At 67.0% G+C, this 26,166-nt stretch carries 23 protein-coding genes; 11 read left to right on the forward strand and 12 right to left on the reverse strand.

Annotation, left to right across the window (positions count from 1 at the left end):
* Positions 1-41: 41 nt before the first annotated feature.
* The 6 genes from J2Y49_RS23755 to hisN form a co-directional block, all read right to left on the reverse strand.
* Entirely contained in the window at positions 42-1,127 is a 1,086-nt protein-coding gene (locus tag J2Y49_RS23755; protein WP_310117447.1) for an ABC transporter permease, read from the reverse strand.
* On the reverse strand, positions 1,127-2,236 hold the full coding sequence (locus tag J2Y49_RS23760; protein ID WP_310117448.1) for a microcin C ABC transporter permease YejB: 1,110 nt from the start codon (positions 2,234-2,236) through the stop codon (positions 1,127-1,129). Before J2Y49_RS23760 ends, J2Y49_RS23755 begins: the two co-directional genes overlap by 1 nt.
* A gap of 74 nt (positions 2,237-2,310) precedes the next feature.
* Entirely contained in the window at positions 2,311-4,176 is a 1,866-nt protein-coding gene (locus J2Y49_RS23765; protein ID WP_310117449.1) for an extracellular solute-binding protein, read from the reverse strand.
* A gap of 73 nt (positions 4,177-4,249) precedes the next feature.
* Positions 4,250-6,115, reverse strand: a complete 1,866-nt coding sequence (locus tag J2Y49_RS23770; protein ID WP_310117450.1) for an extracellular solute-binding protein — start codon at positions 6,113-6,115, stop codon at positions 4,250-4,252.
* 74 nt (positions 6,116-6,189) lie between these two features.
* On the reverse strand, positions 6,190-6,696 hold the full coding sequence (locus J2Y49_RS23775; protein ID WP_310117451.1) for a hypothetical protein: 507 nt from the start codon (positions 6,694-6,696) through the stop codon (positions 6,190-6,192).
* Between the two features lie 48 nt (positions 6,697-6,744).
* On the reverse strand, positions 6,745-7,527 hold the full coding sequence (gene hisN, locus J2Y49_RS23780; RefSeq protein WP_310117452.1) for a histidinol-phosphatase: 783 nt from the start codon (positions 7,525-7,527) through the stop codon (positions 6,745-6,747).
* A gap of 187 nt (positions 7,528-7,714) precedes the next feature.
* On the opposite strand from hisN, the gene nudC reads away from it, so the two are divergent.
* Positions 7,715-8,623, forward strand: coding sequence for an NAD(+) diphosphatase (nudC, locus tag J2Y49_RS23785; RefSeq protein WP_310117453.1), 909 nt, complete (start codon positions 7,715-7,717; stop codon positions 8,621-8,623).
* Positions 8,624-8,632: 9 nt separating this feature from the next.
* Here the strand turns inward: nudC and J2Y49_RS23790 are convergent, their stop codons facing one another.
* The 3 genes from J2Y49_RS23790 to J2Y49_RS23800 all read right to left on the reverse strand — a co-directional run bounded on the left by J2Y49_RS23790 (position 8,633) and on the right by J2Y49_RS23800 (position 10,933).
* The gene (locus J2Y49_RS23790; RefSeq protein ID WP_310117454.1) at positions 8,633-8,932 is read right to left on the reverse strand and encodes a hypothetical protein; all 300 of its coding nucleotides are present in this window, start codon (positions 8,930-8,932) and stop codon (positions 8,633-8,635) included.
* A 263-nt stretch (positions 8,933-9,195) separates the two neighbouring features.
* Positions 9,196-10,062 carry a prephenate dehydratase gene (locus tag J2Y49_RS23795; RefSeq protein WP_310117455.1) on the reverse strand — a complete coding sequence of 289 codons (867 nt, stop codon included), beginning with the start codon at positions 10,060-10,062 and terminating at the stop codon, positions 9,196-9,198.
* Between the two features lie 97 nt (positions 10,063-10,159).
* Positions 10,160-10,933, reverse strand: a complete 774-nt coding sequence (locus J2Y49_RS23800) for a 3-deoxy-manno-octulosonate cytidylyltransferase (protein ID WP_310117456.1) — start codon at positions 10,931-10,933, stop codon at positions 10,160-10,162.
* Positions 10,934-11,246: 313 nt separating this feature from the next.
* On the opposite strand from J2Y49_RS23800, the gene J2Y49_RS23805 reads away from it, so the two are divergent.
* The gene (locus J2Y49_RS23805) at positions 11,247-11,786 is read left to right on the forward strand and encodes a cytochrome c family protein (RefSeq protein WP_310117457.1); all 540 of its coding nucleotides are present in this window, start codon (positions 11,247-11,249) and stop codon (positions 11,784-11,786) included.
* Between the two features lie 80 nt (positions 11,787-11,866).
* On the opposite strand, the gene J2Y49_RS23810 is transcribed toward J2Y49_RS23805, so the two are convergent.
* A complete protein-coding gene (locus J2Y49_RS23810) occupies positions 11,867-12,718 on the reverse strand; it encodes a DUF4743 domain-containing protein (RefSeq protein WP_310117458.1) in 852 nt (283 codons plus the stop codon).
* Between the two features lie 173 nt (positions 12,719-12,891).
* On the opposite strand from J2Y49_RS23810, the gene J2Y49_RS23815 reads away from it, so the two are divergent.
* The 4 genes from J2Y49_RS23815 (at position 12,892) to J2Y49_RS23830 (ending at position 19,400) form a co-directional block, all read left to right on the forward strand.
* Positions 12,892-13,335, forward strand: a complete 444-nt coding sequence (locus J2Y49_RS23815) for a response regulator (RefSeq protein ID WP_310117459.1) — start codon at positions 12,892-12,894, stop codon at positions 13,333-13,335.
* A 920-nt stretch (positions 13,336-14,255) separates the two neighbouring features.
* Positions 14,256-16,202 (forward strand): PrkA family serine protein kinase, encoded by a 1,947-nt coding sequence (locus J2Y49_RS23820; RefSeq protein WP_310117460.1) that lies wholly within the window; start codon positions 14,256-14,258, stop codon positions 16,200-16,202.
* 150 nt (positions 16,203-16,352) lie between these two features.
* Positions 16,353-17,645 (forward strand): YeaH/YhbH family protein, encoded by a 1,293-nt coding sequence (locus J2Y49_RS23825; RefSeq protein WP_149228036.1) that lies wholly within the window; start codon positions 16,353-16,355, stop codon positions 17,643-17,645.
* Positions 17,646-17,846: 201 nt separating this feature from the next.
* The gene (locus J2Y49_RS23830; RefSeq protein ID WP_310117461.1) at positions 17,847-19,400 is read left to right on the forward strand and encodes a SpoVR family protein; all 1,554 of its coding nucleotides are present in this window, start codon (positions 17,847-17,849) and stop codon (positions 19,398-19,400) included.
* Between the two features lie 22 nt (positions 19,401-19,422).
* Here the strand turns inward: J2Y49_RS23830 and J2Y49_RS23835 are convergent, their stop codons facing one another.
* Positions 19,423-20,259 carry a PilZ domain-containing protein gene (locus J2Y49_RS23835; protein WP_310117462.1) on the reverse strand — a complete coding sequence of 279 codons (837 nt, stop codon included), beginning with the start codon at positions 20,257-20,259 and terminating at the stop codon, positions 19,423-19,425.
* 189 nt (positions 20,260-20,448) lie between these two features.
* On the opposite strand from J2Y49_RS23835, the gene J2Y49_RS23840 reads away from it, so the two are divergent.
* The 5 genes from J2Y49_RS23840 to J2Y49_RS23860 all read left to right on the forward strand — a co-directional run bounded on the left by J2Y49_RS23840 (position 20,449) and on the right by J2Y49_RS23860 (position 25,268).
* Positions 20,449-21,570, forward strand: coding sequence for a serine hydrolase domain-containing protein (locus tag J2Y49_RS23840; RefSeq protein ID WP_310117463.1), 1,122 nt, complete (start codon positions 20,449-20,451; stop codon positions 21,568-21,570).
* A 194-nt stretch (positions 21,571-21,764) separates the two neighbouring features.
* Positions 21,765-23,513, forward strand: a complete 1,749-nt coding sequence (locus J2Y49_RS23845) for a long-chain fatty acid--CoA ligase (protein ID WP_310117464.1) — start codon at positions 21,765-21,767, stop codon at positions 23,511-23,513.
* A complete protein-coding gene (locus J2Y49_RS23850) occupies positions 23,510-23,800 on the forward strand; it encodes an acylphosphatase (RefSeq protein WP_310117465.1) in 291 nt (96 codons plus the stop codon). Before J2Y49_RS23845 ends, J2Y49_RS23850 begins: the two co-directional genes overlap by 4 nt.
* Positions 23,801-23,872: 72 nt before the next feature.
* A complete protein-coding gene (locus J2Y49_RS23855; RefSeq protein ID WP_310117466.1) occupies positions 23,873-24,766 on the forward strand; it encodes a hypothetical protein in 894 nt (297 codons plus the stop codon).
* Positions 24,753-25,268: a hypothetical protein gene (locus tag J2Y49_RS23860; RefSeq protein ID WP_310117467.1), complete on the forward strand. Its 516-nt coding sequence runs from the start codon at positions 24,753-24,755 to the stop codon at positions 25,266-25,268. Before J2Y49_RS23855 ends, J2Y49_RS23860 begins: the two co-directional genes overlap by 14 nt.
* Here the strand turns inward: J2Y49_RS23860 and lipB are convergent.
* Positions 25,265-26,008, reverse strand: a complete 744-nt coding sequence (gene lipB, locus J2Y49_RS23865) for a lipoyl(octanoyl) transferase LipB (protein ID WP_310117468.1) — start codon at positions 26,006-26,008, stop codon at positions 25,265-25,267. The genes J2Y49_RS23860 and lipB overlap by 4 nt on opposite strands.
* Positions 26,009-26,166: the final 158 nt, after the last annotated feature.

The raw sequence follows: 26,166 nt of genomic DNA on the forward strand, positions 1-26,166 counted from the left end.
CGCGGAGCGGGGGAGGGTTAGGGAGGGGGCATCCAGCACCATCACTCCGCCGCCTCCTTGCGCGCAGCCGTCGCCGCGGCGGCCTCTCCCGGCATCGCCGTCGACATCTGGGCGATGGTCTTGCGCGGGTCGAAGGCGTCGCGCACCGCCTCGCCGATGAAGATCAGCAGGCTCAGCATGATCGCCAGCACGAAGAAGGCGGTCAGGCCCAGCCACGGCGCCTGCAGGTTGGCCTTGCCCTGGGCCAGCAGCTCGCCCAGCGACGGCGAGCCGGGCGGCAGGCCGAAGCCCAGGAAGTCCAGTGCGGTCAGGGTGGTGATCGAGCCGTTGAGGATGAAGGGCATGAAGGTCAGCGTCGCCACCATGGCGTTGGGCAGCACATGGCGCACCATGATGGTGACGTCGCCGGCGCCCAGCGCCTTGGCGGCGCGCACGTAATCCAGGTTCCGCGCCCGCAGGAACTCCGCCCGCACCACATGCACCAGCGCGGTCCAGGAGAACAGCAGCAGCAGGCCCAACAGCCACCAGAAGGTCGGCGTCACCACACTGGCCAGGATGATCAGCAGGAACAGGGTGGGAAGCCCCTGCCAGATCTCGATGAAGCGCTGGAACAGCAGGTCGGTCAGCCCGCCGAAATAGCCCTGGACCGCACCCGCCGCCACGCCGACGACGGAGGAGAAGGCGGTCAGCACCAGCCCGAACAGCACCGAGATGCGGAAGCCGTAGATCAGCCGCGCCACCACGTCGCGCCCCTGGTCGTCGGTGCCCAGCCAGTTGTCGGCCGATGGCGGCGCCGGGGCAGGGACCGGCAGGTTGTAGTTGATGGTGCGGTAGCTGTAGGGGATCGGCGGCCAGACCATCCAGCCCTTGGCGTTGATCAGGTCGCGGACGAAGGGGTCGCGGTAATCGGTCTCCGTCTCGAACTCGCCGCCGAAGGTGGTCTCGGGATAGGTCTGGAAGACCGGCCAATAATACTGGTTCTCGTACTCGACCAGCAACGGCTTGTCGTTGGCGATGAACTCCGCCCCCAGCGAGAGGACGAACAGCACCAGGAAGATCCAGAAGGACCAGAAACCGCGGCGGTTCGCCTTGAAATTGGCCAGCCGGCGCCGGGTCAGCGGAGTCATCACACCCTCCGCGATTCGAAGTCGATGCGGGGATCGACCATCACATAGGTGATGTCGCCGACCAGGTTCATGATCAGCCCCAGCAGCGTAAAGAAGTACAGCGTGCCGAACATCACGGGATAGTCGCGGTTGATCGCCGCCTCGAAGCCCAGCAGCCCCAGCCCGTCGAGCGAGAAGATCACCTCGATCAGCATGGCGCCGGTGAACAGGATGCCGATGAAGGCGCCGGGGAAGCCGGCGATGACGATCAGCATGGCGTTGCGGAAGACATGGCCGTACAGCACGCGGTTCTCGGTCAGGCCCTTGGCGCGGGCGGTGGTGACGTACTGCTTCCCGATTTCCTCCATGAAGGAGTTCTTGGTCAGCATGGTCAGGCCGGCGAAGCCGCCGATCACCATGGAGATCACCGGCAGCGCCATGTGCCAGAAATAGTCGATGATCTGCTTGTACCAGGGCAGGTCGCCCCAATTGTCGGACACCAGCCCGCGCAAGGGGAACCAGTCGAGATAGCGCCCGCCGGCGAACACCACGATCAGCAGCACGGCGAACAGGAAGCTTGGGATGGCGTAGCCGACGATGACAACGCCGGAGGTCCAGACGTCGAAGGGCTGGCCGTCGCGCACCGCCTTGGCAATGCCGAGCGGGATGGAGACCAGATAGACGATCAGCGTCGTCCAGATGCCGAGCGAGATCGACACCGGCATCTTCTCCAGAACCAGATCGACCACCCGGCGGTCGCGGAAGTAGCTGGTCCCGAAATCGAACATGATATAGTTCGACATCATGTGGATGAAGCGTTCGTGGATCGGCTTGTCGAAGCCGAACTCCTTCTCCAGCTGCTTGATGAAGGCGGGGTCAAGTCCCTGGGCGCCGCGATACTTGCCGCCGCTGTCGCCGGCGGTCTGGTTCTGGCGCTGGGCGGTGTTGGCGTCGCCGCCGGCGGTGCCGCCGATGCGGGATGTCGCCTCGACCGCCGTGCCCTGGACGCGGGCGATCATCTGCTCGATCGGGCCGCCGGGGGCGATCTGAACGATCAGGAAATTGATCACCATGATCCCGAACAGGGTGGGGATGATCAGCAACAGGCGGCGGATGATGTAGGCCAGCATCGCGGGTGTCCCGACCCTCCCCAATCCTCAAGGATAAGACAGCTTAAACCAGACCGTTGCGCAGGTCAGACAGTTTAGGGAGCCGTGCGGCGCGCGCTGTTGGCCAGCTTGGCGTTTTTGTCCGCATCGATCCACCAGCTGTCCGTGAAGCCCAGACCGTATTTCGGGGCAACCGCCGGATGGGAGAAACGGTTCCAATAGGCGACGCGGTAGACGGTGTCGTGCCAGTGCGGGATGACGTACCAGTTCCACAGCAGCACGCGGTCCAGCGCGCGGGTGGCGGTGATCAGCGCCTCGCGGTCGGGGGCTGCGATCAACGTTTCCACCAGCTTGTCGATTGCCGGGTTCTTGATGCCGATGGCGTTGCGGCTTCCCGGCTGGTCGGCGCGCGACGATTCCCAGTAATCGCGCTGCTCGTTGCCGGGCGACAACGACTGCGCGAACCGCTCGATGATCATATCGTAATCGAAATTATCGGTGCGGTTCTGGTACTGCGCGCTGTCCACCACGCGGATCTGCGCCTCGATGCCGGCGCGCTCCAGATTGCGGACGAAGGGCTGGACGATGCGCTCCATGTCGGCCTGCACCAGCAGGATCTCGAAGCGGAAGGGCTGGCCCTGCGCGTTGACCAGCTTGCCGTTCTTCAGCTCCCAGCCGGCGTCCTTCAGCAGGCCCAGCGCGGTGCGCAGGTTGCCGCGGATGTTGCCGCTGGCGTCGGTTTTCGGCGGCTCGTAGGGCTTGGTGAACACCTCGTCCGGGATCTGGCCGCGGAAGGGCTCCAGCAGCTTCAGTTCGGCGGGGGAAGGCAGGCCGGTGGACGCCAATTCGGTGTTGGCGAAATAGCTCCTGGTGCGCTGGTAGAGGCCGTAGGACAGGTTGGCGCGCGTCCATTCATAGTCGAACAGGTAATTCAGCGCCTCGCGTACGCGGCGGTCTTCGAAGATCGGCCGGCGGATGTTGAAGGCGAAGGCCTGCATGCCCTGCGGGTCCTCGTGCTTCAGCTCCTCCTTGACGATCTGGCCGTTCTGCACCGCCGGGACATTGTAGCCGGTGGTCCAGTTCTTCGACGAATTCTCCAGCCGGAAATCATAGGCGCCGGCCTTGAACGCCTCGAACGCCACGTCGAGATCGCGGTAATAGTCGTAGCGGATGCGGTCGAAATTGTAGCGGCCGCGGTTGATCGGCAGGTCTTTGGCCCACCAGTCCTTCACCCGCTCATAGGTGATGGCGCGGCCGGGCTGCACGTCGACCACCTTGTAGGGTCCGCTGCCGATCAGCGGCTCCAACGTCGTGGTGGCGAAGTCGCGGTTGGCGAAGGCATGCTTGGGCAGCACCGGCAGCTGGCCCATGATGACCGGAAGCTCAGGATTGTTGCCATTGCGGAACGAGAATTTGACCGTGCGCTCGCCGGTCTTCTCCGCCTTCGTCACGTCGGCGTAGTAGGTGCGGTAGAGTGGATGGCCCTTTTCCCGCAGCGTGTCGAAGCTCCAGATCACGTCGTCGACGGTGACCGGCTTGCCGTCCTGGAAGCGGGCCTCCGGCCGCAGGGTGAAGGCGACCCAACTGCGGTCGTCGGCGACCTGGATGGTCTCCGCCAGCAGGCCGTACTCGGTGATCGCCTCGTCGCCGTTGCTGGTGGTCAGCGTCTCGAACGGCAACCCTGCCCCGGCGGCGGCCTGCCCGCGCAGGATGAAGGGGTTGAGATTGTCGAAGCCGCCGAAGGCCATCAGCTTGACCTCGCCGCCCTTCGGGGCGTCAGGATTGACGTAGTCGAGATGCTGGAAGTCCGGCCCGTATTTCGGCTTGCCGTGCAGGGCGAGGGCGTGGCTGCCCTTTTCCTGCGCCGCGACGGGTGTCGCCAGCAGCAGAAGCGCCGCCATTGCCGTCCCCGTCATCGCAGCCGTCACGCCGGTGCCCAGCCACCGCATCCGACAAGTCATGCCCGATCCCCTCCCTCGATTGTTGTCCAAAAACCGTTCAGACTGATGGAGTTAGCCCCGCAATGGGGCGTCATCAAGGCTGCGCCGCCTTACCAGCCGCATCGACCCACCAGGTCGCCGGAAAATTGGTGCTGCGATAATCCTGGTCGTATTTCGGCCAGACCGTTGGATGCGCCAGCCACGCCTTGTGGGCGATCCAGCTTTCGGCGTTGTACCATTGCGGCACCATGTAGAAGCCCCACAGCAGGACGCGGTCGAGCGCGCGGGTGGCGGCCTGCACCTGCTCCAGATCCTTGGCCGCCAGCGCCTTTTCGATCAGCGCGTCGGCCACCGGGTCATGGATGCCGGAATAATTCGCCGATCCCTTGATGCCGGCGGCGGCGGAGCCGAAATAGCCGCGCAGCTCGGTACCCGGCGGGGTGAAGAAGCTGAGATTGACGACGATGGCGTCGAAATCGAACTCGTCCAGCCGCGCCTGATACTGGGCGGTGTCGACGATGCGCAAGGTCGCGTCGATGCCGACCCGGCGCAGGGTCTCGATGTAGGGCTGGGTGACGCGGGTCAGCGCGCCGGTGCCGTCGAGGAACTCGATCGTCATCGCTTCGCCGGTCTCTACATTGGTCAGCTTGCCGTTGCGGGTCTCCCAGCCGGCCTCCTTGAACAGGCGCGTCGCCTCGCGCACCTGGGCGCGGTTGTTGCCGCTGCCGTCGGTGGTCGGCAGGGTGAAGGGCTGGGTCAGCAGCCGGTCCGACAGCTGCGCCTTGAAGGGCTCCAGCAGCGCCAGCTCCGCCGCGCCGGGCGGACCCTTCGCCCCGAAGTCGGAATTGGGGAAGTTGCTGAGCGTGCGGCTGTACTGGCCATACAGTATGTTCTTCCGGATCCAGTCGAAGTCGAACAGCAGGGCCAGCGCTTCGCGCACGCGGGGGTCGGCGAACCTGTCGCGGCGGGTGTTGAGGCGATAGCCCTGGGCGCCCAGCGGCAGTTCGCTCGGCACCTCCAGCTTCAGGACGCGGCCGTCCCTGGCGGCGGGAAAATCGTAGCCGGTGGTCCAGCGCTGCGCCCTGTATTCGCCACGGAAATCATAGGCGCCGGCCTTGAACGCCTCGAACATCACGTCGTCGTCGCGGTAGAAGTCGTCCTTCACCGTGTCGAAATTGTAGAAGCCGCGGGCGGTCGGCAGATCCTTTGCCCACCAGTCGGCCACCCGCTCGTAGGTGATGGAGCGGCCGGGATCGACAGTCTTGATCCGGTATGGCCCGCTGCCCAGCACCGGCTCCAGCGTCGTCTTGGAGATGTCGCGCCCCTGCGCCGTCCACCAGTGCTTGGGCTGCGGTGCGAAGGTGACGGCGAAGTCGATGATCGGCTTGATCTCCCCCGTGCCGGTCAGGGTGATCTTGAAGCGGCGCTCGTCCAGCGCCTCCACCTTGGCGGTGTGGTCGAGGAAGGACTTGATGAAGGGCGCGCCATGGGCCTGGATCGCGTCCCAGGTGAAGACGACGTCGGTGCTGGTGATCGGCGTGCCGTCATGCCAGCGGGCGCCCTGGCGCAGCGTGAAGACCGCCCAGCCGTAATCGTCGGGCACCTCCACGCTTTCCGCCAGATGGGCGTAGGCGGCGTCCAGCTCCCAGCCGGAACCGACCATCAGCGTGTCGGAGATCAGCCCCAGCGTCCGCGGCCGCACCCCGCGCAGGATCAGCGAGTTCAGGCTGTCGTAGGTTCCCGGCTGCGATTCGGCCAGCCCGACCGACCCGCCCTTGGGCGCGTCCGGGTTGACGTGGGGGAAATGGGTGAAGCCCGGCTTGAACTGCGGCTCCCCGAACTGCTTCAGCGCGGTGACTGTCCTGGTCGCAGCCTCTGCCGATGAAAAGGAGGCCGACGTGAAGGCGGCCGGCGCGGCGAGGGTCAGGATCGTGGCGGCAACGGCGAGAAGGCGGCGCATCGGCAATCCTGTGTCGGCAGCGGGCGTCTTGGTTAGATTGCCACGTCCGGCCCCCGGTCAAGCGCTATTCCGTCTCAAGCTCCGCCGTTTCGCGAGGCCCGCCAATGGTCGGCCATGCGGTCCATCAACTGGCGATAGCGGCGGTCGGTCCGCATCAGCTTGCGCACCGACTTTCCGTTGCGCGGGTCGGCCAGCATCCAACCCTCCGCCGCCGCCTGATGCTCGGGGTGGATGGACAGCAGGTAGATGGCGGCCTGTTCCGGAGACGTAATGGTCGTCTCTTTCAGCCTTTCCAGGATCGCCCCGACATAGAGTGGCAGGACCTTGCGGAAATCCTCCGGCCCGCCGTCGGCGTCCACGCTCTCCGCCGGTGTGGCGTCGTCGCTCATCAGGGCCTGCCGTTCGGCCGCGGGCAGGGCGAAGAAGGCGTCGAGACCCAGCAGCAGGTCGCAGACGGTCTTCTTGCGCACCAGCCAGCTCGACCCGCCCGACACCCGCGCCGCCAGCCCCTCCAGGAATGGCCGCAGCTTTTCAGGCGACGTTTCGAATACGGAACGGGCGGGTGGGGCGATGGTGGTCATTTCGGTTTCCGAATGGACGTATGACAGTAACGAATCAGCTTGCCCCGATCAGCCGGCCAGAACCTTCATGGCGTCCTGGTGGGTCTGCGGGTCGCCGGCGGCGATCACCCGGCCGCTGGAGTTGGCGTCGAGCGGCTTGCCCTCCCAATCCGTCATCAGCCCGCCGGCCCCGGTCACCACCGGCACCAGCGCCGCGAAGTCGTACAGCTTCAGCCCCGATTCGACGACGAGGTCGTAATAGCCCGACGCCAGCAGGCCGTAGGTGTAGCAGTCGCCGCCATATGACGCGGTCTTCACCTTGGCCGCGATGCGGCGGTAAGCCTCGTAATCGCTGCCGGGGAACAGGTCGGGGGAAGTGGTGCCGAACATGGCGGCGCCCAGACCGCCGGGGCAGGGGCGCACGCGCACCTGCTGACCGTTGTGGGTGGTCGGCCGGCCTTCGACGCCGATCCAGCGGTCGCCGACGATGGGCTGGTCGATGATGCCCATCACCGGACGGCCACGGTGCAGCAGCGCGATCAGCGTGCCGAAGATGGGTCGGCCGGTGATGAAGGACTTGGTGCCGTCGATGGGGTCGATCACCCACACCCATTCGGCGTCCAGGTTCTTGGTGCCGTGCTCCTCGCCATAGATGCCGTCATCCGGGCGCTGGCTCTCGATGATGGTGCGGATGACATGCTCCGCCTCGCGGTCGGCGATGGTGACCGGCGAGGCGTCGGCCTTGTCGTCGATGGCGACGGGGGTGCGGAAATAGCGGCGGACCACGCTGCCGCTGGAGTCGGCCAACCGCTGGGCGAGCGCCACCATCGGGGCGGGGCAGGGTTCGGTCATGGTCGCTCCTTGAAGCTGCTGTCGATATGAGTGCCGCATCCTAACGGCGTGGGCCCGCCCCGGAAACCCGAAAGCGCCCCGCCCACGCTGTCGGGGGCGGAACCGCCGCAGAACAACCGGTCTGGGGGCAACTGGCCTTAAGGCGGGGCTTTCCGCCTGTCACCGCTTGTGGCAGCCTCCATCGGCCATGACCAACCGACCCAACATCTACGCCGCCACGCCGATCGACCGCGCCTCCCTCCGCCGCAAGGACGAGGATTGGCTGACGGAGGCCTGGCTCGCCCCCGCATCCCGCGTTCTGCCGGTGTGGCAGACCAAGAGCTTCGTCGCCGGCCCGGATGATGCGCCGCGCGCCGTGCTGCTGCCCGCCGAGGGGGTGGAGGCGGTGCCGATCTTCCTCGGCTTGGTGGAGGATGGCGCTCCGCTCTTCGCCGTCGACCTGTCGATGGTGGAGGAGCCGGACGCCCTGCCCGCCCTGCAGGGCCACGGCCGCTTCGAGGATCTGCGCGCCGCCGGTCCGCTGATGCCGGAGGGGGAGGCGGCTCTGTGCGCCTACGCCCGCGGCATGGTCTGGTGGAACGCCCGCCACCGCTTCTGCGGGGTCTGCGGGTCTCCCGCCGCGTCGGCGGAGGGCGGCCATATGCGGCTCTGCACCAATCCCGACTGCGCCACCCACCATTTCCCGCGCACCGACCCGGCGGTGATCATGCTGGTCCATGACGGTGGCGACCGGATCGTGCTGGGCCGCCAGAGCCGCTTCCCGCCCGGCATGCATTCGGTGCTGGCCGGCTTCGTCGAGCCGGGCGAAAGCCTGGAGGACACCGTCGCCCGCGAAGTGTTCGAGGAGGTCGGGCTGACCGTGACCGACATCCGGTACCGCTCGTCGCAGCCCTGGCCCTTCCCGTCGTCGCTGATGCTGGGCTTCACCGCGCGGGCCACCAACCTCGACATCGACACCGGCAACGACGAGCTGGAAAGCGCCCGCTGGTTCGACCGCGAGTTCCTGCGCACCCACACGCCTGACGAGACCTTCCGCCTCGCCCGCCCCGACTCGATCGCCCACCGCCTGATCCGGGAATGGATGGCGGAGGGGTGAACGCCGCCTTCAATGCCGCCGCTGCGTCCCCACCGCGCGCGCCGGGGACGTGCGGCGGTCGAAGGGGTTGGGGTGGCGGGTGCAGGTGTCGTTGTAGAGCGCCATCAGCGACGCCGCCTCCGCCGCATGGCGGCGGTCGGCGCTGCACAGGTTGTCCCACACCATCTGGCGGACGGCCGCGTCGCCCCAGGGCTCAACCAGAAGAGAGGCGCCCTTTTCCAGGGCGGTCATGAAGGGGAGATGTTCGTGGGCGGCGATCTGCGCCACCTCCTCCGCTTCCAGATTCGCGAGGCCTAAACAATCGTCCATCGTGAGCATGGCAACCTCCATCCGTGGCGCCATGGCCGTCGGCGGGGTTTCACCCGTCAGCCGCCGTGGTGTTTTGTTGTATTTGTAAGCATATGAAGCCGGTGCTTGCCGGTCTTCTTTGTATAACAACTTCCGCTAATCTTGCCCAGCACCCACCGGGCGCGGCCATGGCTAAGTCGCGTCACTGCGGCGGAATGACGCGCGACTTGGCCGCGGGTGCGAAAAGACTTGCGGCGTTGCGGGAGGGCGCCAGCGGGAGGAGGTCAATCCTCGCCGACGCGCTGGCTTTCCTGGTAGCGGAAGGGGTTGGCCGGATAGACGCCGAGGATCTTCACCTCGCGGGCGAAGAAGTCCAGCTCCTCCAGGGCGAGGCGCAGGGGACGCTCGTCCGGATGGCCTTCCACGTCGGCGTAGAACTGCGTCTGGGTGAAGTGGCCGCCGACCATGTAGCTTTCCAGCTTGGTCATGTTGATGCCGTTGGTGGCGAAGCCGCCCATCGCCTTGTACAGCGCGGCCGGCACGCTGCGGACGCGGAAGACGAAGGTGGTGATCGTCTTGCAGGACCCCAGCGCCGGCAGCTTCGGCTCGCGCGCCAGGATCAGGAAGCGGGTGGTGTTGTGGGTGGCGTCCTCGATCCCGCTCTTCAGGATGTCCAGCCCATAGATCTCCGCGGCCAGCGAGGAGGCGATGGCGGCATGGCGCGGGTCGTTCATCGCGGCGATCTCCCGCGCCGCACCGGCGGTGTCGGCGTGGTTGATCGCCTGCAGGCCCAGGCTGCGGATGGCGGTCTGGCACTGGGACAGGGCCTGGATGTGGCTGCGCACGGTCTTGATGCTGTCCAGCGTGGCGCCCTTCGGCGCCAGCAGCTGGTGGTTCACCCGCTGGAAATGCTCGCCGATGATGTGCAGGCCGCCTTCCGGCAGCAGATAGTGGTTGTCGGCGACGCGGCCGGCGATGGAGTTCTCCACCGGAATCATCGCCAGCGATGCCCGCCCCTCGCGCACCGCGGCGAAGGCGTCTTCGAAGGTGGCGCAGGGCATGGTCGTCATGGTCGGCCGCGCGTTGCGGCAAGCCAGGTCGGAATAGGCGCCGGGGAAGCCCTGGAAGGCGATGATGTTGGACGTGGGCATGGACGGAGTTCCCCCGGCGGATCGTGAAGGCGTCAGCCGCCCATGCGGGCGGGCGGCATCGGGTTTCAGCCGCCCTGGCGGGCGGACAGCATCAATTTCAGCCGCCCTTGCGGGCGGACAGGAGGGCGCAGGCGCGCTCCAGGTCGGCGGGAGTATCGACACCCAGCGGAACCGCGTCAACGACCGCCGCGTCGATGCGCATGCCGTCGGCCAGCGCGCGCAGCTGCTCCAGCCGCTCGCGCTGTTCCAGCACCGAGGGCGGCAGCGACACGAATCGCTCCAGTGCCGCCCGGCGATAGGCGTAGAGGCCGATGTGGTGGTAGAGCGGTCCGTCGCCGGTCGGCGCGGTGGCGCGGGTGAAATAGAGCGCGCGGCCCTGTCGGGCACCGGGCGGCAGTTCCAGCACCGCCTTGACCACGTTGGGGTCGCTCTTCTCCTCCTCCCGCGTGATCTCCACGACCAGTGTGGCGATGTCGACCGCGGGGTCGGCCAGCGGCGCGAAGACGGCGCGCACGCTTTCCGGCTCGATGGTCGGCAGGTCGCCCTGCACGTTGACCACCGCGTCGTGCCGCCCCTCCGGGTCGATCAGCCGCAGCGCCTCGAAGATGCGGTCGGAGCCCGAGGGATGGTCGGGACGCGTCAGCACCGCGGTGCCGCCGGCGGCCTCGACCGCACGGGCGATCTCCGGCTCGGCGCAGGCCACCACCACCGGGCCGATCGCCGCCTCCATCGCGCGGCGCAGCACATGGACGATCATCGGCGCGCCCAGGATGTCGGCCAGCGGCTTGCCCGGCAGCCGGGTGGAGGCCATGCGCGCGGGAATCACCACGATCGGGTTGGCGGGACGGGTGGGGCTGGAGGCGGTCGGCATGGCGCGGAAGCTCCGGAGGAAAGGGCATCGGGTCCGCCGGGGCGGGGCGGAGGGGGGTGTCGCGGGTGAAACACGGGCGCCGGTGCGGCGTCAAGTACCGCTATGATCCGAATGGGTGGTGTTTTGCGACGCAGCGTACTGCGCAAGTAAATTAAGAGGTTGGTGACTGCGACAAATTTGTATGCGACCTTTTTTCGCGGTCCGCCGGGCTATGACAAGCTTCGGACCGCGGGCTATGGTGACCGCGGCGCGTTCAGCCGCGGGCGGGAGAAACGCCGAGTGCACTGAAATCAGGGAAAAAAGGGGCTCATCAATGAGCATGGAGTGGAACAAGATTTTTGGCGCCGTGCTGCTGGCCGGGCTGATCGCGATGCTGGCCGGATTCGCGTCCAAGGTGCTGGTTCATTCGAAGCCGCTGGAAAAGAGTGTCTACGTCGTCGCGACTCCCGAGGGGGCCGCACCTGCCGCCGACAAGGGTGCCGCTCCCGCCGGCCCGGCGCCGATCGCCCCCCTGCTCGCCGCCGCAAGCCCGGAGAACGGCCAGAAGGTCGCCAAGGCCTGTGCCGCCTGCCACAGCTTCGACAAGGGCGGCGCGAACAAGGTCGGCCCGAACCTGTACGGCATCGTCGGCGGTCCGAAGGGCCACATTCAGGGCTTCAGCTATTCCGATGCCCTGGTGAAGACCGGCGGCAGCTGGACCTATGACGACCTGAACAAGTTCCTCTACGACCCGAAGGGCTATGCCCCCGGGACCAAGATGACCTTCGCCGGCCTGAAGAAGGACGACGACCGCGCCGCCGTCATCGCCTATCTGCGCTCGCTGGCCGACAGCCCGCAGCCGCTGCCGCAGTAAGGCAAGGGTACACGAAAAAGGCCCCGCCCTCGCAAGAGGGCGGGGCCTTTTGTTCGACCGGCGCCGGAGGGCCGTTCCGCCTATCGGCGCAGGCCGCAGGCGATCTCCAGATAGTCGGGGTCGTTCTCCGGGGTCAGCCAGCCGTGGCGGATCAGGAAGTCGGTCACCACGAGGTTGACGTTGAACTTCCAGTCGCCGGTGCCGCGCACCGACTCCGCGACCTTGTCCAGCGGCCAGAGTTCGAAGACCTCCACCTCGCCGTCGGTGTTGACCGGGGTCAGGCCGGGCGGAAGCTCCAGGTCGTAGACGAACAGGCGGTCGCGCTTCAGCCCGGCCGGAGTCTCCATCGTGTAGCTGATGGCGCCGACCGGCACGGCGCGCCGCGCGGTCTCCGCATCGAGCCCGGCCTCCTCCGCCGCCTCCTTCTCCAGGTTCTCGGCCAGCGTCAGGCCGATGGGCTGGCCGCCGGCGATCAGGTTGTCGAGCTGGCCCGGCGCCACCTCGCGGTCACGGGCGCGGCGGCCGACCCACAGCAGGAGGCCGCCGGATTCATCGCGCACATAGCCGTTGATATGAAGGCCGAAGGCTTCGATCCCGAAGGCGCCGACGGCGGCGCGGTCGAGACGGGCCAGCGGTTCCGCCCCCCAGCGCGGCAGGACCGGGTAATACTCCCCGCGCAGCGCCTTCACCGTTCCCTGTTCGACCAGATAGGCGGCGGCATGGTCGAGCAGGGTCGAGCGCGCCTCGAAATCGCGGATCTCGGGGGCGATGCTCAGCCGGTCGGGGGTGACGACGAAGCCGGGATCGACGTCGGGCAGCGCCTCGGCCAGCGCATGCCGCACCCAGCCTACGGTATGGCCGTCCAGCTCGAAGGGGCGGAAGCCGGACAGATCGTGCGCGTTGCACGCGCGGATGTGATCGAGGAAGCTCATGGTTTCCATCTAAATCGGGCTCGGGCGGCGGCGCAACCGCTCATCCTGGGCACTCCGTGCTCCGTGATTCGGACATCTTGCGCCGCTTTGGTTGCCATCGTACACAGGTTCAGAGACGAAATGACTCCCGGCGCCGGCCGCCGGGCGGTCGCGCAGCGAAAGGGCGGGGCGTGGTGGCGGACCGATCGGCTGAGGGCGCGGCTGCGCAGGAGACGGAGACGCCCTTCGGCGCCCTGTCCGTCCTGGTGGTCGAAGACGAATCCTTCACCCGCATGGTGCTGGCAAAGATGCTCGGCACCCTGGGCGTCCAGGCGGTGCATCAGGCCGCCGACGGCGAATCGGCGCTGGCTGCCGTCGCCGCCCATGCCCCCGATCTGGTACTGTGCGATGTGGAGATGCAGCCGATGGACGGCTTCGGCTTCGTCCGCGCGCTGCGCGCCAGTCCCGAGTCCCGCAGCCGGTCCCTGCCGGTCGTCTTCATGAGCGGCCGCGTCGACGGCGACCGCGAAGCGGCGGCCCGCGCCAGCGGTGCCGCGCTGGTCCTGGCCAAGCCGGTCACCCCGGCCAGCCTGCGCGTCGCGTTGTCCGATGGGATGAGAGCGGCGCTGCCGGTCTGACGGTTGCCCGCCTGAGGGTTATTGTCCGAAAGTCCGCTTTACGACCTGCGATTGCCCGCTTCGGCGGCAGTCCGCGACCGGCCCCGCCCATGCCCAAAAAATTCCCATTCTGTGGCATGCCTGCCAAGTGCTTGAAACAGTTCGGCAATCGAACGGTAACCGTCCACCGCGCCCAATGGGTGCCCCATCATCACCCAATTTCCGCCTTGTTGATGGGGACGATTGGGACGCAACATGATCTCTAAGAGGTGTTGCGGTGCCCCGGCCATGCGATGAGGCCAACCGCAATTCCCCTTACTGGATTTTGTTAAGGTTTGGAGCTCAGCATCGACGTTAAGTCCCTGCGCCGTGCTTGGTCGAGGCGGCGCGCTTTCCTGAGGAGGCCGATGGCGTGATCAAGAGCGCCCGATCGAACCGCAGCGGGTCGAATCTCGAAGGGCTACTCTCCCCGACTGGACGGGCAACGACGATTGCCGCCGGTTTCACGCAGTCTCTCTCCGATACTGTCTTTTTTCTTGCGCCGAACCTTCCGCACGCGCGGCCGATACGCGCGCAGATTGAACGGATGCGCTCGCCGCACCAACACTGGCCGTGGGACCTAGGTCCTATGGCAGAGGCCGGCTTCACGGCGGGCTTTCCGGCTATGGAGCCTGAGTGCCTGGAAAGCTCTAGGTGGAGCATTACATTCAAAAATGACTCGTTCGGGGGTTGGCGCGTCGCAGGACGGACGGCTCCCGGCCTTCACAGGACCGTTCCTTACATCAGACCGCTGGCTTCTACCGCTGAGCGGGGAGGCTGTGGACCCGACGAGGTCCGCGTCTTCCCTGGAGTGCCCCTTGGATCGCGGCATGCGCCGCGGCCTGCCGCCGCAGCCACCGGCGGCGCCCCGGCGCATCGGACCAGATAAGACGGAGCGACGAATGTTCCCGGCCGACGAACTGTTCACGCGCTACACGCAGAATTACGAGACCCGCCGCGAAACCGAGATGTCCCTGATGGACTATCTCCAGCTGTGCCGCGACGACCCCATGTCCTACGCCTCGGCCTCCGAACGGATCCTGGCCGCCATCGGCGAACCGGAGGTGGTCGACACCGCCCGCGACCCGCGCCTGGGCCGCATCTTCATGAACCGGACCATCAAGGTCTATCCCGCCTTCTCCGAGTTCTACGGCATGGAGGAGACGATCGAACGGATCGTCGGCTTCTTCCGGCACGCGGCGCAGGGGCTGGAGGAGCGTAAGCAGATCCTCTACCTGCTGGGTCCGGTCGGCGGCGGCAAATCCTCTCTCGCCGAGCGGCTGAAGTCGCTGGTGGAGAAATGCCCGATCTATGTCCTGAAGGCCGGCAAGGAGATCAGCCCGACCTTCGAAAGCCCGCTCGGCCTGTTCAACCCGGACGAGATCGGCGACGAGTTGGAGGAACGCTTCGGCATTCCGAAGCGCCGCCTGACCGGGCTGATGAGCCCGTGGGCGGTCAAGCGCCTCGACGAATTCGGCGGCGACATCAACCGCTTCAAGGTGGTGAAGCTTCACCCCAGCAAGCTGCGCCAGATCGGCGTGACCAAGACCGAGCCGGGCGACGAGAACAACCAGGACATCTCGTCCCTGGTCGGCAAGGTCGACATCCGCAAGCTGGAGATCTACAGCCAGAACGATCCCGACGCCTACAGCTTCTCCGGCGGCCTGAACCGGGCGACCCAGGGCATGCTGGAATTCGTCGAGATGTTCAAGGCGCCGATCAAGATGCTGCACCCCCTGCTGACCGCGACGCAGGAGGGCAACTATGTCGGGTCGGAGAATATCGGCGCCATCCCCTTCCAGGGCGTGATCCTGGCCCACTCCAACGAGGCGGAGTGGCAGACCTTCAAGAACAACAAGAACAACGAAGCCTTCATCGACCGCATCTGCGTGATCAAGGTCCCCTACTGCCTGCGGGTGGCGGAGGAGCAGAAGATCTACGAGAAGCTGGTCAACGGCTCCGATCTGGCGACGGCGCCTTGCGCGCCGGCGACGCTGGAGATGCTCGCCCGCTTCTCGGTGCTGTCGCGCCTGCGCGAGCATCCGAACAGCAGCGTCTACAGCAAGATGCGGGTCTATGACGGCGAAAGCGTCAAGGAGACCGATCCCAAGGCCAAGTCGATGCAGGAGTACAAGGACCAGGGCGGCGTCGACGAGGGCATGGGCGGCATCTCCACCCGCTTCGCCTTCAAGGTGCTCGCCTCGACCTTCAACTACGACTCGACGGAGATCTCGGCCGATCCCGTGCATCTGATGTATGTGCTGGAACAGGCGATCCGGCGCGAGCAGTTCCCGGAGGAGACGGAGAAGAAATACGTCGAGTTCATCAAGGCCGAACTCGCCCCGCGCTATGCCGAATTCATCGGCAACGAGATCCAGAAGGCCTATCTGGAATCCTACTCCGACTACGGCCAGAACCTGTTCGACCGCTATGTCGACTATGCCGATGCCTGGATCGAGGATCAGGACTTCAAGGATCCCGACACCGGCCAGCTGATGAACCGCGAGCTGCTGAACCAGGAGCTGACCAAGATCGAGAAGCCGGCGGGCATCGCCAACCCGAAGGACTTCCGCAACGAGGTGGTCAAGTTCGCCCTGCGCGCCCGGGCCGCCAATGCCGGCCGCAACCCGTCCTGGACCTCCTACGAGAAGATCCGCGAGGTCATCGAGAAGCGGATGTTCAGCCAGGTCGAGGATCTGCTGCCGGTGATCAGCTTCGGCTCGAAGAAGGACGGCGAGACCGAGAAGAAGCACACCGAGTTCGTCACCCGCATGATGACGCGCGGCTACACCGAGCGGCAGGTCCGCCGGCTGGTCGAGTGGTACATGCGGGTCAAGCAGGCGGGGTGATCGGCAGGTGGACTGGGCTCTGTAGACTGAGGGGGTGCGTAATTGCCGCGGGGCGGGGTGTTGCAACGCCCCGCGGCAACCCCACTGTCATAGAGTGCTGTCAGTGTCTGAAGGCCGCGTGACGAAACGGGTGGGAGGGCCAGCCCCTTGATGAACATCATCGACCGTCGCCTGAACCCGCAGGGCAAGAGCCTGGCCAACCGCCAGCGCTTCCTGCGCCGTGCCAAGGAACAGGTGGTCAAGGCGGTCCGCGACGCCTCCGGCAAACGGGGCATCCAGGATATCGAAAACGGCGAGAAGGTGACGATCGCCGCCGGCGGGGTGCGCGAACCGTCCTTCCACCGCGCCAGCCAGGGCGGGGTGCGCGACTATGTCGTGCCCGGCAACAAGGAATATGTGGAAGGCGACACCATCCAGCGCCCGGACGGCGGCGGTGGCGGCCGCGGCAGCGAGGGCAGCGCCGACGGCGAGGGCGAGGACGAGTTCCGCTTCGTCCTGTCGCGCGACGAGTTCCTGGACATTTTCCTGGAGGATCTGGAGCTTCCCGACCTGGTGAAGCAGAAGGTCAAGCAGTCTGAATCGCACTCGCTGACCAGGGCCGGCTATTCGGTGTCGGGGTCGCCCGCCAACCTGAACCTCGTCCGCACCATGCGGAACAGCCTGTCGCGCCGCATCGCGCTGAAGCGCCCGAAGCGCGACGAGATCCGCGAGCTTGAGGAGATGTTGCGCGAGGCGGAGGAGGCCGGCGAGGATGCCGAGCAGATCCAGGCGCTGCGCGAACAACTGGAACACATCGTCCTGCGGTCCCGCCGCATCCCCTTCATCGACCCGATCGACGTCCGCTACAACCGCTTCGAATCGGTGCCGAAGCCGATCGCCCAGGCGGTGATGTTCTGCCTGATGGATGTGTCCGGCTCGATGACCGAGCACATGAAGGATCTGGCCAAGCGCTTCTTCATGCTGCTGTACCTGTTCCTGCGGCGGCGCTACCGGTCGGTCGACATCGTCTTCATCCGCCACACCCACGAGGCCAAGGAGGTGGACGAGGAAACCTTCTTCTACTCCACCGAGACCGGCGGCACCGTGGTGTCGACCGCGCTGGAGGAGATGCAGAAGGTGGTGCAGGAGCGCTACCCGGACAGCGAGTGGAACATCTACGCCGCCCAGGCGTCGGACGGCGACAACATGTCGTCGGACAACGCCAAGTCGGCGACCCTGCTGCGCGACGTGATCCTGCCGATGTGCCAGTATTTCGCCTACATCGAGGTGGCGGCGGAACACAACATGGGCCTGTCGGCATTGGGCCGCGAGACGGAGCTGTGGCGCACCTACAAGCAGGTGCAGAGCCCGGAACGCCCGCTGGCCATGCGCCGCGTCCGCTCCCGCCGGGAGATCTTCCCGGTCTTCCGCGAGCTGTTCGCCCGCGAGAAGGCAGGGGCTTAATCTCCCTCTCCCGTCCCGGGAGAGGGAAGGGGCCCATGGCATTGCCATGGGAAGGGTGAGGGGTAATCCAAGGAACCATGCGCTTCTGGCCCTTTGGATCACCCCTCACCCTCCCGCCTGCGGCGGGCCCCTCCCTCTCCCGGGGCGGGAGAGGGGAGTTTTGAATTCCTTCCATGAGTGGAAGGCTGGGGGAGATCGAGAATGACCGCTGTGATCACCAGGCCCGAGGCGCTGCTGTATGACGGCGTCGAGTGGGATTACGACAAGATCAAGCGCGTCTACGACGCCATCGAGCATATCGCGCTGAAGGAGATGGGCCTCGACGTCTATCCCAACCAGATCGAGGTCATCACCGCCGAGCAGATGCTCGACGCCTATTCGTCCATCGGCATGCCGCTGATGTACAAGCACTGGTCCTTCGGCAAGCATTTCGCCCGCGACGAGATGATGTACCGCAAGGGCTATCGCGGCCTGGCCTATGAGATCGTGATCAACTCCAGCCCCTGCATCAGCTACATCATGGAAGAGAACACCATGACGATGCAGACGCTGGTGATCGCCCACGCCGCCTTCGGCCACAACCATTTCTTCAAGAACAACCAGCTGTTCCAGCAATGGACCGATGCCCAGGGCATCCTGGACTATCTGGAATTCGCCAAGACCTACATCACCCATTGCGAGGAACGCTACGGCCATGCCGCGGTGGAGCGGGTGCTGGACGCCGCCCATGCGCTGATGAGCCAGGGCGTGCACAAATACCCGAAGAAGCGTTCAGACTTGCGGACCGAGCAGCGGCGCGAGCGCGAGCGGCAGGAATATCAGGACCAGACCTTCAACGATCTGTGGCGCACGGTCCCGAAGCCGGCCGCCGGCCAGCGCCCTGCCAAGTCGGTGTCGGAACGCAAGAAGCTGCTGGGATTGCCGGAAGAGAACATCCTCTATTTCCTGGAGAAGAAGGCACCGCGGCTGGAGCATTGGCAGCGCGAGATCCTGCGCATCGTCCGCCACATTTCCCAGTATTTCTATCCGCAAAAACAGACGAAGGTGATGAACGAGGGCTGCGCCACCTACGTCCATTACCAGATCATGAGCCGCTTGCACGAGACCGGCCAGATCAGCGAAGGCGCCTTCCTGGAGTTCCTGCACTCGCACACGTCCGTCGTGTTCCAGCCGGAATTCGACGACAAGCGCTTCTCCGGCCTGAACCCCTACGCGCTGGGCTTCGCGATGATGCAGGACATCGCCCGCATCGCGGAGAAGCCGACCGACGAGGATCGCCAGTGGTTCCCCGACCTCGCCGGCCGCGGCGACGGCATGGCGGCGGTGCGCGAGGCCTGGGCCAATTTCCGCGACGAGAGCTTCGTCCTGCAGTATCTCAGCCCCCATCTGATGCGGAAGCTGAAGCTGTTCAGCGTGCGCGACGATGCGGAAGACCCCTATCTGCTGGTCGATCACATCCACAACGAACGCGGGTATCGCGACATCCGCAAGAAGCTGGCCCGCCAGTACGACCTGGGCTATCTGGAGCCGGACATCCAGATCGTCGACGTCGACCTTGCCGGCGACCGCAAGCTGATCCTGCAACACCGTGTCACCAATGGCGTGCTGCTGGACGAGAGCGACGCCAAGGCGGTGCTGCGCCACATCGCCAACCTGTGGGGCTACGAGGTGCAGCTGATCGAGGTGTCGGCCATCTCCGAGGCGATCCTGAAGGAACATGCCGTCACCGCGCCGAGCGGGGTCGGGGTGGTGTAACCGGAGACGTGACGGACGGCGGTCATCGTTCCGGTTCCGGTTTGATGCCCGCCTCCTTCATCGCATGCGTCAGGTCCAGCACAACGGTGCTGATGTCCGGGAAGGACAGGGCCACCGCCCGGCGGTCGGGGTCGAGCCGAACCACATGGGCGACCTGCCTGCCGCCGATGGGGTGGCCGGCCACCTCCGGTATGTCCGGACAATGCAGCTCCAGCCGCAGCTTGTCGCCGACGGCGTGAGCGAAGTCCTCCGGCGGCAGGTCAACCAGCAGGCCGCGGGTCGACCAGTTGATCGTCCGGCAGCGCCGGCCCTCCGCCTCCACCACCAGGACCGGGTCCATGTAGCGGATGGAGCGGCGGCGTTCGATGCCGTTCGGCGGTTTGGCGCCGACGTCGTGCTGGTCCAGCTTGCGTTTGGCCGCCTGCTTGGTGCGGTCGTCCACCCCGTCCTTGCTGGTCATCAGCGTCGCCTGCACGCGCCGTTCGACACCGTGGCGGAACTCGTCGTCGGCGCCGAAGCGCAGGGCCTTGGAGAAATGGTCCTTGGCGCGGGTCAGCAGGGCGTTGCGCCCCTTCTCGTCGCCGCGATGGCCGCAGCGTTCGGCCTGGACCAGGAGCGAATCGACGCTGCGCTGATAGGCGCCCCGCTGGATGGCGCGGGTCAGTTCGCGGAACTCGGCGGCGCGCAGGCTGGGAAATTCGCGGGTCTTCAGCAGCCCGGCCAACCCTTCGGCAAGCGAGTCGACACGGGCGGGGTCGCCGGTTTCCGCCTCCCGACGAAGGTTCCGGATCGACTCCTCCGCCTTGCGGAGCAGTTGGTCTTCAAGTTTCCGGCGCTGGTCGGCGTCCATCACGGGCATGGCCCGGCCCTCCACAGGGGCTGTCGCACAAGGATAGCGCAGGTGACCGGCAGGCGACAGCTGGCAGTTGTGGTTAACGGCCAACCTGCTGGGCGCCCCAGTGGGAACGGACCGGATTTCCTTTTGCCGCGAAACAGCCTTCTTATCGGTGACGACAAGCAGGACCAAGCGGACGGGAGCGGGCAGGCGATGGGCAAGGACGACAGCAACGCGGCGAAGGCCGATATGGACCTGGGGCTGCTGAGGACCGCCCTGACCGGCCTGCTGGAAGAGGAGAGCCCGAGCGCTGCCCCTGCCGGCACGGCGCTGGTCGCCATCCTCCGCGGGCGCGGCGCCGATGCGGAGCCTCTGCGCACGCTGGTGCTGCGGCGGCGCGCGGTGCGCGGCGAGAAGGGAGGCGGCGAGACGGGAACCGGGGATCCGGCAGAGCGGCGTGCCCTGGTCTACAGCCTGACCAAGACCATCCTGGCCGCCGCCGTGCTGCGGCTGGCCGCGCGCGGCATCGTCGACCTGGACGGGCCGGCGGAGCGCTGGCTGCCCGAACTGGCGGGCCGGCCGGGAGCGGTCACCGTCGCACAGTTGCTGATGCATCGGGCCGGACTGCCCGATTACGGCGGGCTGGCCGACTATCACGCCGCCGTCGCCGCCGGCGGCGAGCCGTGGAGCGGCGACGAGTTCCTGGCCCGCTGCGGTGTGATCGGAGGAACCGATGGGCCGCCGGTCGGCAGCTTCGCCTATTCCAACATCGGCTACCTGCTGGTCGGCCGGCTGCTGGAGCGGGCGGGCGGCCTCCCGCTGGCGGAGATGCTGGCGCGCGAGGTCTTCGCCCCGCTCGGCCTGTCCAGCGCGGCGCTGCTGCGCGACCGGTCCGAGCTCGACGGGCTGTTCTTCGGGCCGAGTCCCGCCTTCGGCGGCCGGCCGGTGGCGGAGGCCTATCATCCCGGCTGGGTGTCGCACGGAGTGGTGGCGATGACGGTGTCCGATGCCTGCCGCCTGGTCCACGGGTTGACCGGAGACTATTTGCCCGGTGCCCTGCTGCGGCGGATGCGCGATGCCCTTCCGGTCGGCGGGCCGATGGCCGGAAGGCCCTGGGTGGAACCGTCCTACGGCCTGGGCCTGATGATGGAACTGGACCCGGCGGCCGGACCCTATTGGGGCCATACCGGCGGCGGTCCGGGGGTAACGCCAGTCGCCTACCACTCGCCGGGGCCGATTCCGGTTTCCGTCGCCGTCTTCCTGGACGGCGAGGACGGGAACCTCGCCGAATGGATGGCGGTGGAGGTGCTGCACCGTCTGCGAAACGGGCGTTAGGCGGGCGTCCGCACCCTTCTGTTCATCTCCCGCTGGTGCCCCCCGCTTGTTCGGACTTTGCGCGTAACCATCTCCTCTCCAGGGGACAATCCTCCACTCCGGCGCATAGACTTCGGGGTGTGGCGGTGCCGGGGGGAAACCGGCGTCCTGAACCGGACATTGGACCGGAAACGAATATTGGGGAGGAAACGCGCATGGGAGAAGCCGCCCGCACACTGCCCGACCATCCATGGCTGGCCTCCTACCCGCCGACGGTGGACTGGGCGATGCCGATCCCGGTCCGGCCGCTGACGGAACTGCTGGACGGTGCCGTCGCCCGCCATGGCGCCAAGCCCTGCCTGAACTTCCTGGGCAAACGCACCAGCTATCGCGAGTTGGGGCAGCTGGTCGACCGCGCCGCCCGCGGCTTTCAGGCCATCGGGGTGGGGAAGGGCACGCGGGTCGGGCTGTTCCTGCCCAACACCCCCTATTACGTCATCGCCTTCTTCGGCATCCTGAAGGCCGGCGGCACGGTGGTGAACTTCAACCCGCTCTATGCCGAACGCGAACTGGTCCACCAGATCGGCGACAGCGACATCGACCTGATGGTCACGCTGGACCTGAAGCTGCTGTACGACAAGATGGCCCGGATGCTGGCCGAGACCGGGCTGAAGCGGCTGGTGATCTGCCGCATGGCCGAGATCCTGCCCTTCCCCAAGAACTGGCTGTTCCCCATCGCCAAGAAGGCGGAGATCGCGGCGATCCCGCGCGACGACCGCCACATCCCCTTCGCCCGGCTGATCGCCAATGACGGCCGCCCTGCGCCGGTCGCCATCGACGCGCGCGAGGACGTGGCAGTCCTGCAATACACCGGCGGCACCACCGGCGTGCCGAAGGGCGCGATGCTGACCCACGCCAACCTCTACGCCAACACCATCCAGTGCGCGACTTGGTATGCGGCGAAGGAGCGCAAGCCGGGGGAGGGCGAGGAGGACGGGCAGGAACGCATGCTGGGCGTGCTGCCGCTGTTCCATGTCTTCGCCATGACCGCGGTGATGAATTTCGGCCTGCATCTGGGGGCGGAGATCGTCCTGCTGCCGCGCTTCGAGCTGGAGCAGGTGATGCGCACCCTGCAGAAGGAGCGGATCACCCTGTTCCCGGCCGTCCCCACCATCTACACGGCGATCAACCACCACAAGCGCCTGAAGGAGTTCGACCTGTCCTCCATCCGCTTCTGCATGTCCGGCGGCGCCCCGCTGCCGCTGGAGGTGAAGGAGGCGTTCGAGCGCACCACCGGCTGCACGCTGGTCGAGGGCTACGGCCTGTCGGAAAGCTCGCCGGTCGCCACGGTGAACCCGGCGGTGCTGCACAGCGACAAGAAGGGCTCCATCGGCCTGCCGATGCCCGGCACCATCGTGGAGATCGTCAGCCTGGAGGAGCCGCGCCGCGTGCTGCCGCCCGGCGAGAAGGGCGAGGTCTGCATCCGCGGGCCGCAGGTGATGAAGGGCTATTGGCGCCGCCCGGACGAGACGGCGCAGACGCTGGTCGATGGCCGGCTGCACACCGGCGATGTCGGGGTGATGGACGAGGACGGCTACACCACCATCGTCGACCGCATCAAGGACATGATCCTGTGCAGCGGCTTCAACGTCTATCCCCGCAACGTGGAGGAGGCGATCTACCTGCACCCGGCCGTCGCCGAATGCGTGGTGGCCGGCATGCCGGACGAGTATCGCGGCCAGACGGTGAAGGCCTATGTCCGGCTGGACGAGGGGCAGAGCCTGACCGCCGAGGAGCTGCACGCCTTCCTGAAGGACAAGCTGTCGCCCATCGAGATGCCGAAAGTCGTGGAATTCCGCCGGGAGCTGCCCAAGACGATGATCGGAAAACTGTCCCGCAAAGCCCTGCTGGACGAGGAGCGGAGCAAGCGTGACGCCGCCGCGGCGACTGGCGGTTCCGCATGAGCGGCGCCGGGCGAAAGGCGGTGCGCGTCCGCGTCCAGGGCAAGGTGCAGGGGGTGTGGTATCGCGGCTGGGCCGTCGATACCGCGGCCGGGCTGGGCCTGACCGGCTGGGTCCGCAACCGCAGCGACGGCACGGTGGAGGCGCTGTTCGCCGGCCCCGCCGACGCCGTCGACCGCATGCTGGAGGCTTGCCGCCGCGGTCCGCCCTCGGCCATCGTCCGCGACGTGGTGTCCGAACCGGAGCAGGATCCGGGCATGGCCGGATTCGAGCAGCGCCCGACGGCGTGAGGTCCGCATTAGCGTTCCGCTAACCATGACGGCGGCATGCTGGCTGTCGCCGTGGTTTGAGGAACCGCCAGGATGACCGCAAGGAAGCCGGATGTGGCCGGCATGAAGGCCATGCTCACCGGTGTCTTCGCCAAGGCGGCGGAGGCGAAGGGCAGCGCCGTGCGCAAGCCGGCGGCTCCTGCGGCCTCTCAAACCTCCCCCTTGCAGGGACGCGATCCCGCCGTCCGCCTCAGCCTGGGACCGGAGGCGGCGGACGATGCATTGCCGCGTCCGCCGGAACTGCCCGCTGTTGACCTTGCCGACCGCATCGCTCCGGCGATCCGGGCGCTGGCGTGCGACCTTGGCCGGCTGCTGACGGCGTTTGGAATGAGCGGAGAGGATGCCGTCAGGGCGGAGGAGGCGCTCGTCGCCCGCTTCGGCGAGGCCGAACGGCGGGCAGCGGTCGCGGCGCTGGACGGGCTGGCCGGGGAGTTGCGGCCACTGGCGGAGGGCGCCCGGCAGGACGTGGCGGTCGAACTGCGCGGCATCGGGCTGGAACTCATCGGGCTGGAACTGGCCGGCGGTCGCGTGGCGCTGCGGCTGAACGAGGCGACGCTGATGCTGGCGCGGGTGCCTGTCGAAGAGAGCGGCGAGGGGCTTGCCGCGGTGCTTGGTGCCATCCGCTCGGCGATCCGGCCGGGCAGGGGACTGACGGTGGAGACCGACCGGGTCGCCATCGACGATCTCGGCCGCGTCATGACTCTGCTGCAAGCGGCGATGGCCGGTCCGCCGAAGGGGCTGGAAGGAACGGTGACCCTGTCGCCGCAGGGCGCGCCGGCCGATGGCGAAGCGCTGGAACTGTCGCTCACCCTGTCCGGGCGGTTGGCCGATGCGGCGCCGGCCGAAGCGGCCAGGGCGAAGCCCGCCGCGGAATTCACGCCCAAGGAGGCCGAGACCAGGGAGCGGAAATACGATGTCCGGATTTGACCCGCGCCGCCGGACGGCGGTTCTCATCGTGGCGGCGCTGCTGCTTCCGGGCGCCGCCCCGGCGCTGGCCGGTGCGCTGGAGCGGACGGAGCCCGGCCATCAGGCGCCGCCGCAGCCGGGCTCCAGCCTGCCCATCGCGCCGCCCATCGTGCAGTACCCGCTGCCGCCGCAATGGATGACGATCCGCTCCAAGGAGGATTGGCGCAAGGCCGGCAAGTTCGAGAAGGAACTGAGCCGGGATTGCGCCGCCCTGCGCTTCACGGAGATCACGCCGCTGCGCTTCCGCGCCTATTTCAAGGGAGAGGTGCTGGGCGTCGCCTTTGGCCACGGGCTGAACCTGAACGATCCCGACCGGAAGGCCGACCGCAAGAAAATCTACCTGTTCCGCAACGGCGATTCGACCGCCTGCACCGTGCAGTCGATGGACAACAAGGATTCGCGCGTGAACCCCGCCGGCGATCAGGCCGGAACGCCGGCCGCCGGCGGGTTTCAGAAATACTAGTCGTCCTCGCCCCGCATCGCGCCGCCGAACACCTCCGGCCACGCCGCGATCAGGGCTGAGTCGACATCCTCCATCGTCACCAACTGGCCCAGCGCCACGATGGAGGTGACGCCATGCTCGGCGATGCCGCAGGGGACGATGCCGCCGAAATGGGACAGGTCCGGCTCCACGTTCAGGGCGATGCCGTGGAAGCTGACCCAGCGGCGCACCCGCACGCCGATGGCGGCGATCTTGTCCTCCTGGCCCTTCAGCCCGCCATAGGGCTGCTTGTCGACCCAGATGCCGACGCGGCCCTCCCGCCGTTCCCCCTTGATGTTGAAGGAGGCGAGCGTGCGGATGATCCAGTCCTCCAGGTCGCGGACGAAGCCGCGGATGTCGGCGCCGCGCGCCTTCAGGTCCAGCATGACGTAGGCCACGCGCTGCCCCGGCCCATGGTAGGTGTACTGGCCGCCGCGGCCGCTGCGGTAGACGGGGAAGCGGTCGGCTTCCAGCAGGTCCTCGTCCCGCGCGCTGGTGCCGGCGGTGTAGAGCGGCGGATGCTCCAACAGCCAGACCAGTTCCGGCGCGGTGCCGGCGCGGATCGCCTCGACGCGGGCCTCCATCTCGGCGATGGCGTCGGGGTAGGGCACCGGCTGGTCGGAGATGCGCCACTCGATCGGCTGTCGCGGAGCGGGCGTGTCGGACTGACCGGCTGGCTGGCTGACGGGCTGACTGGCGGACAGGCTGGTCGGGAGGGTCATTCGATAAGGTCTCTGGCGGTGTCGGCTGCAGTGTCGGCGAAGCGGCCGAAGGGCCGTTCCGAATTTTTCTTCGCGAACGATGATTGTAGCGCTTGATCGACCGTCGGGAAGCTGATATCTACCCGCTCCACCCGATGAGGCGCGCAAGCGAGCGTCGG

It is taken from the genome of Azospirillum sp. BE72 (assembly GCF_031455875.1).
Lineage (GTDB): Bacteria > Pseudomonadota > Alphaproteobacteria > Azospirillales > Azospirillaceae > Azospirillum.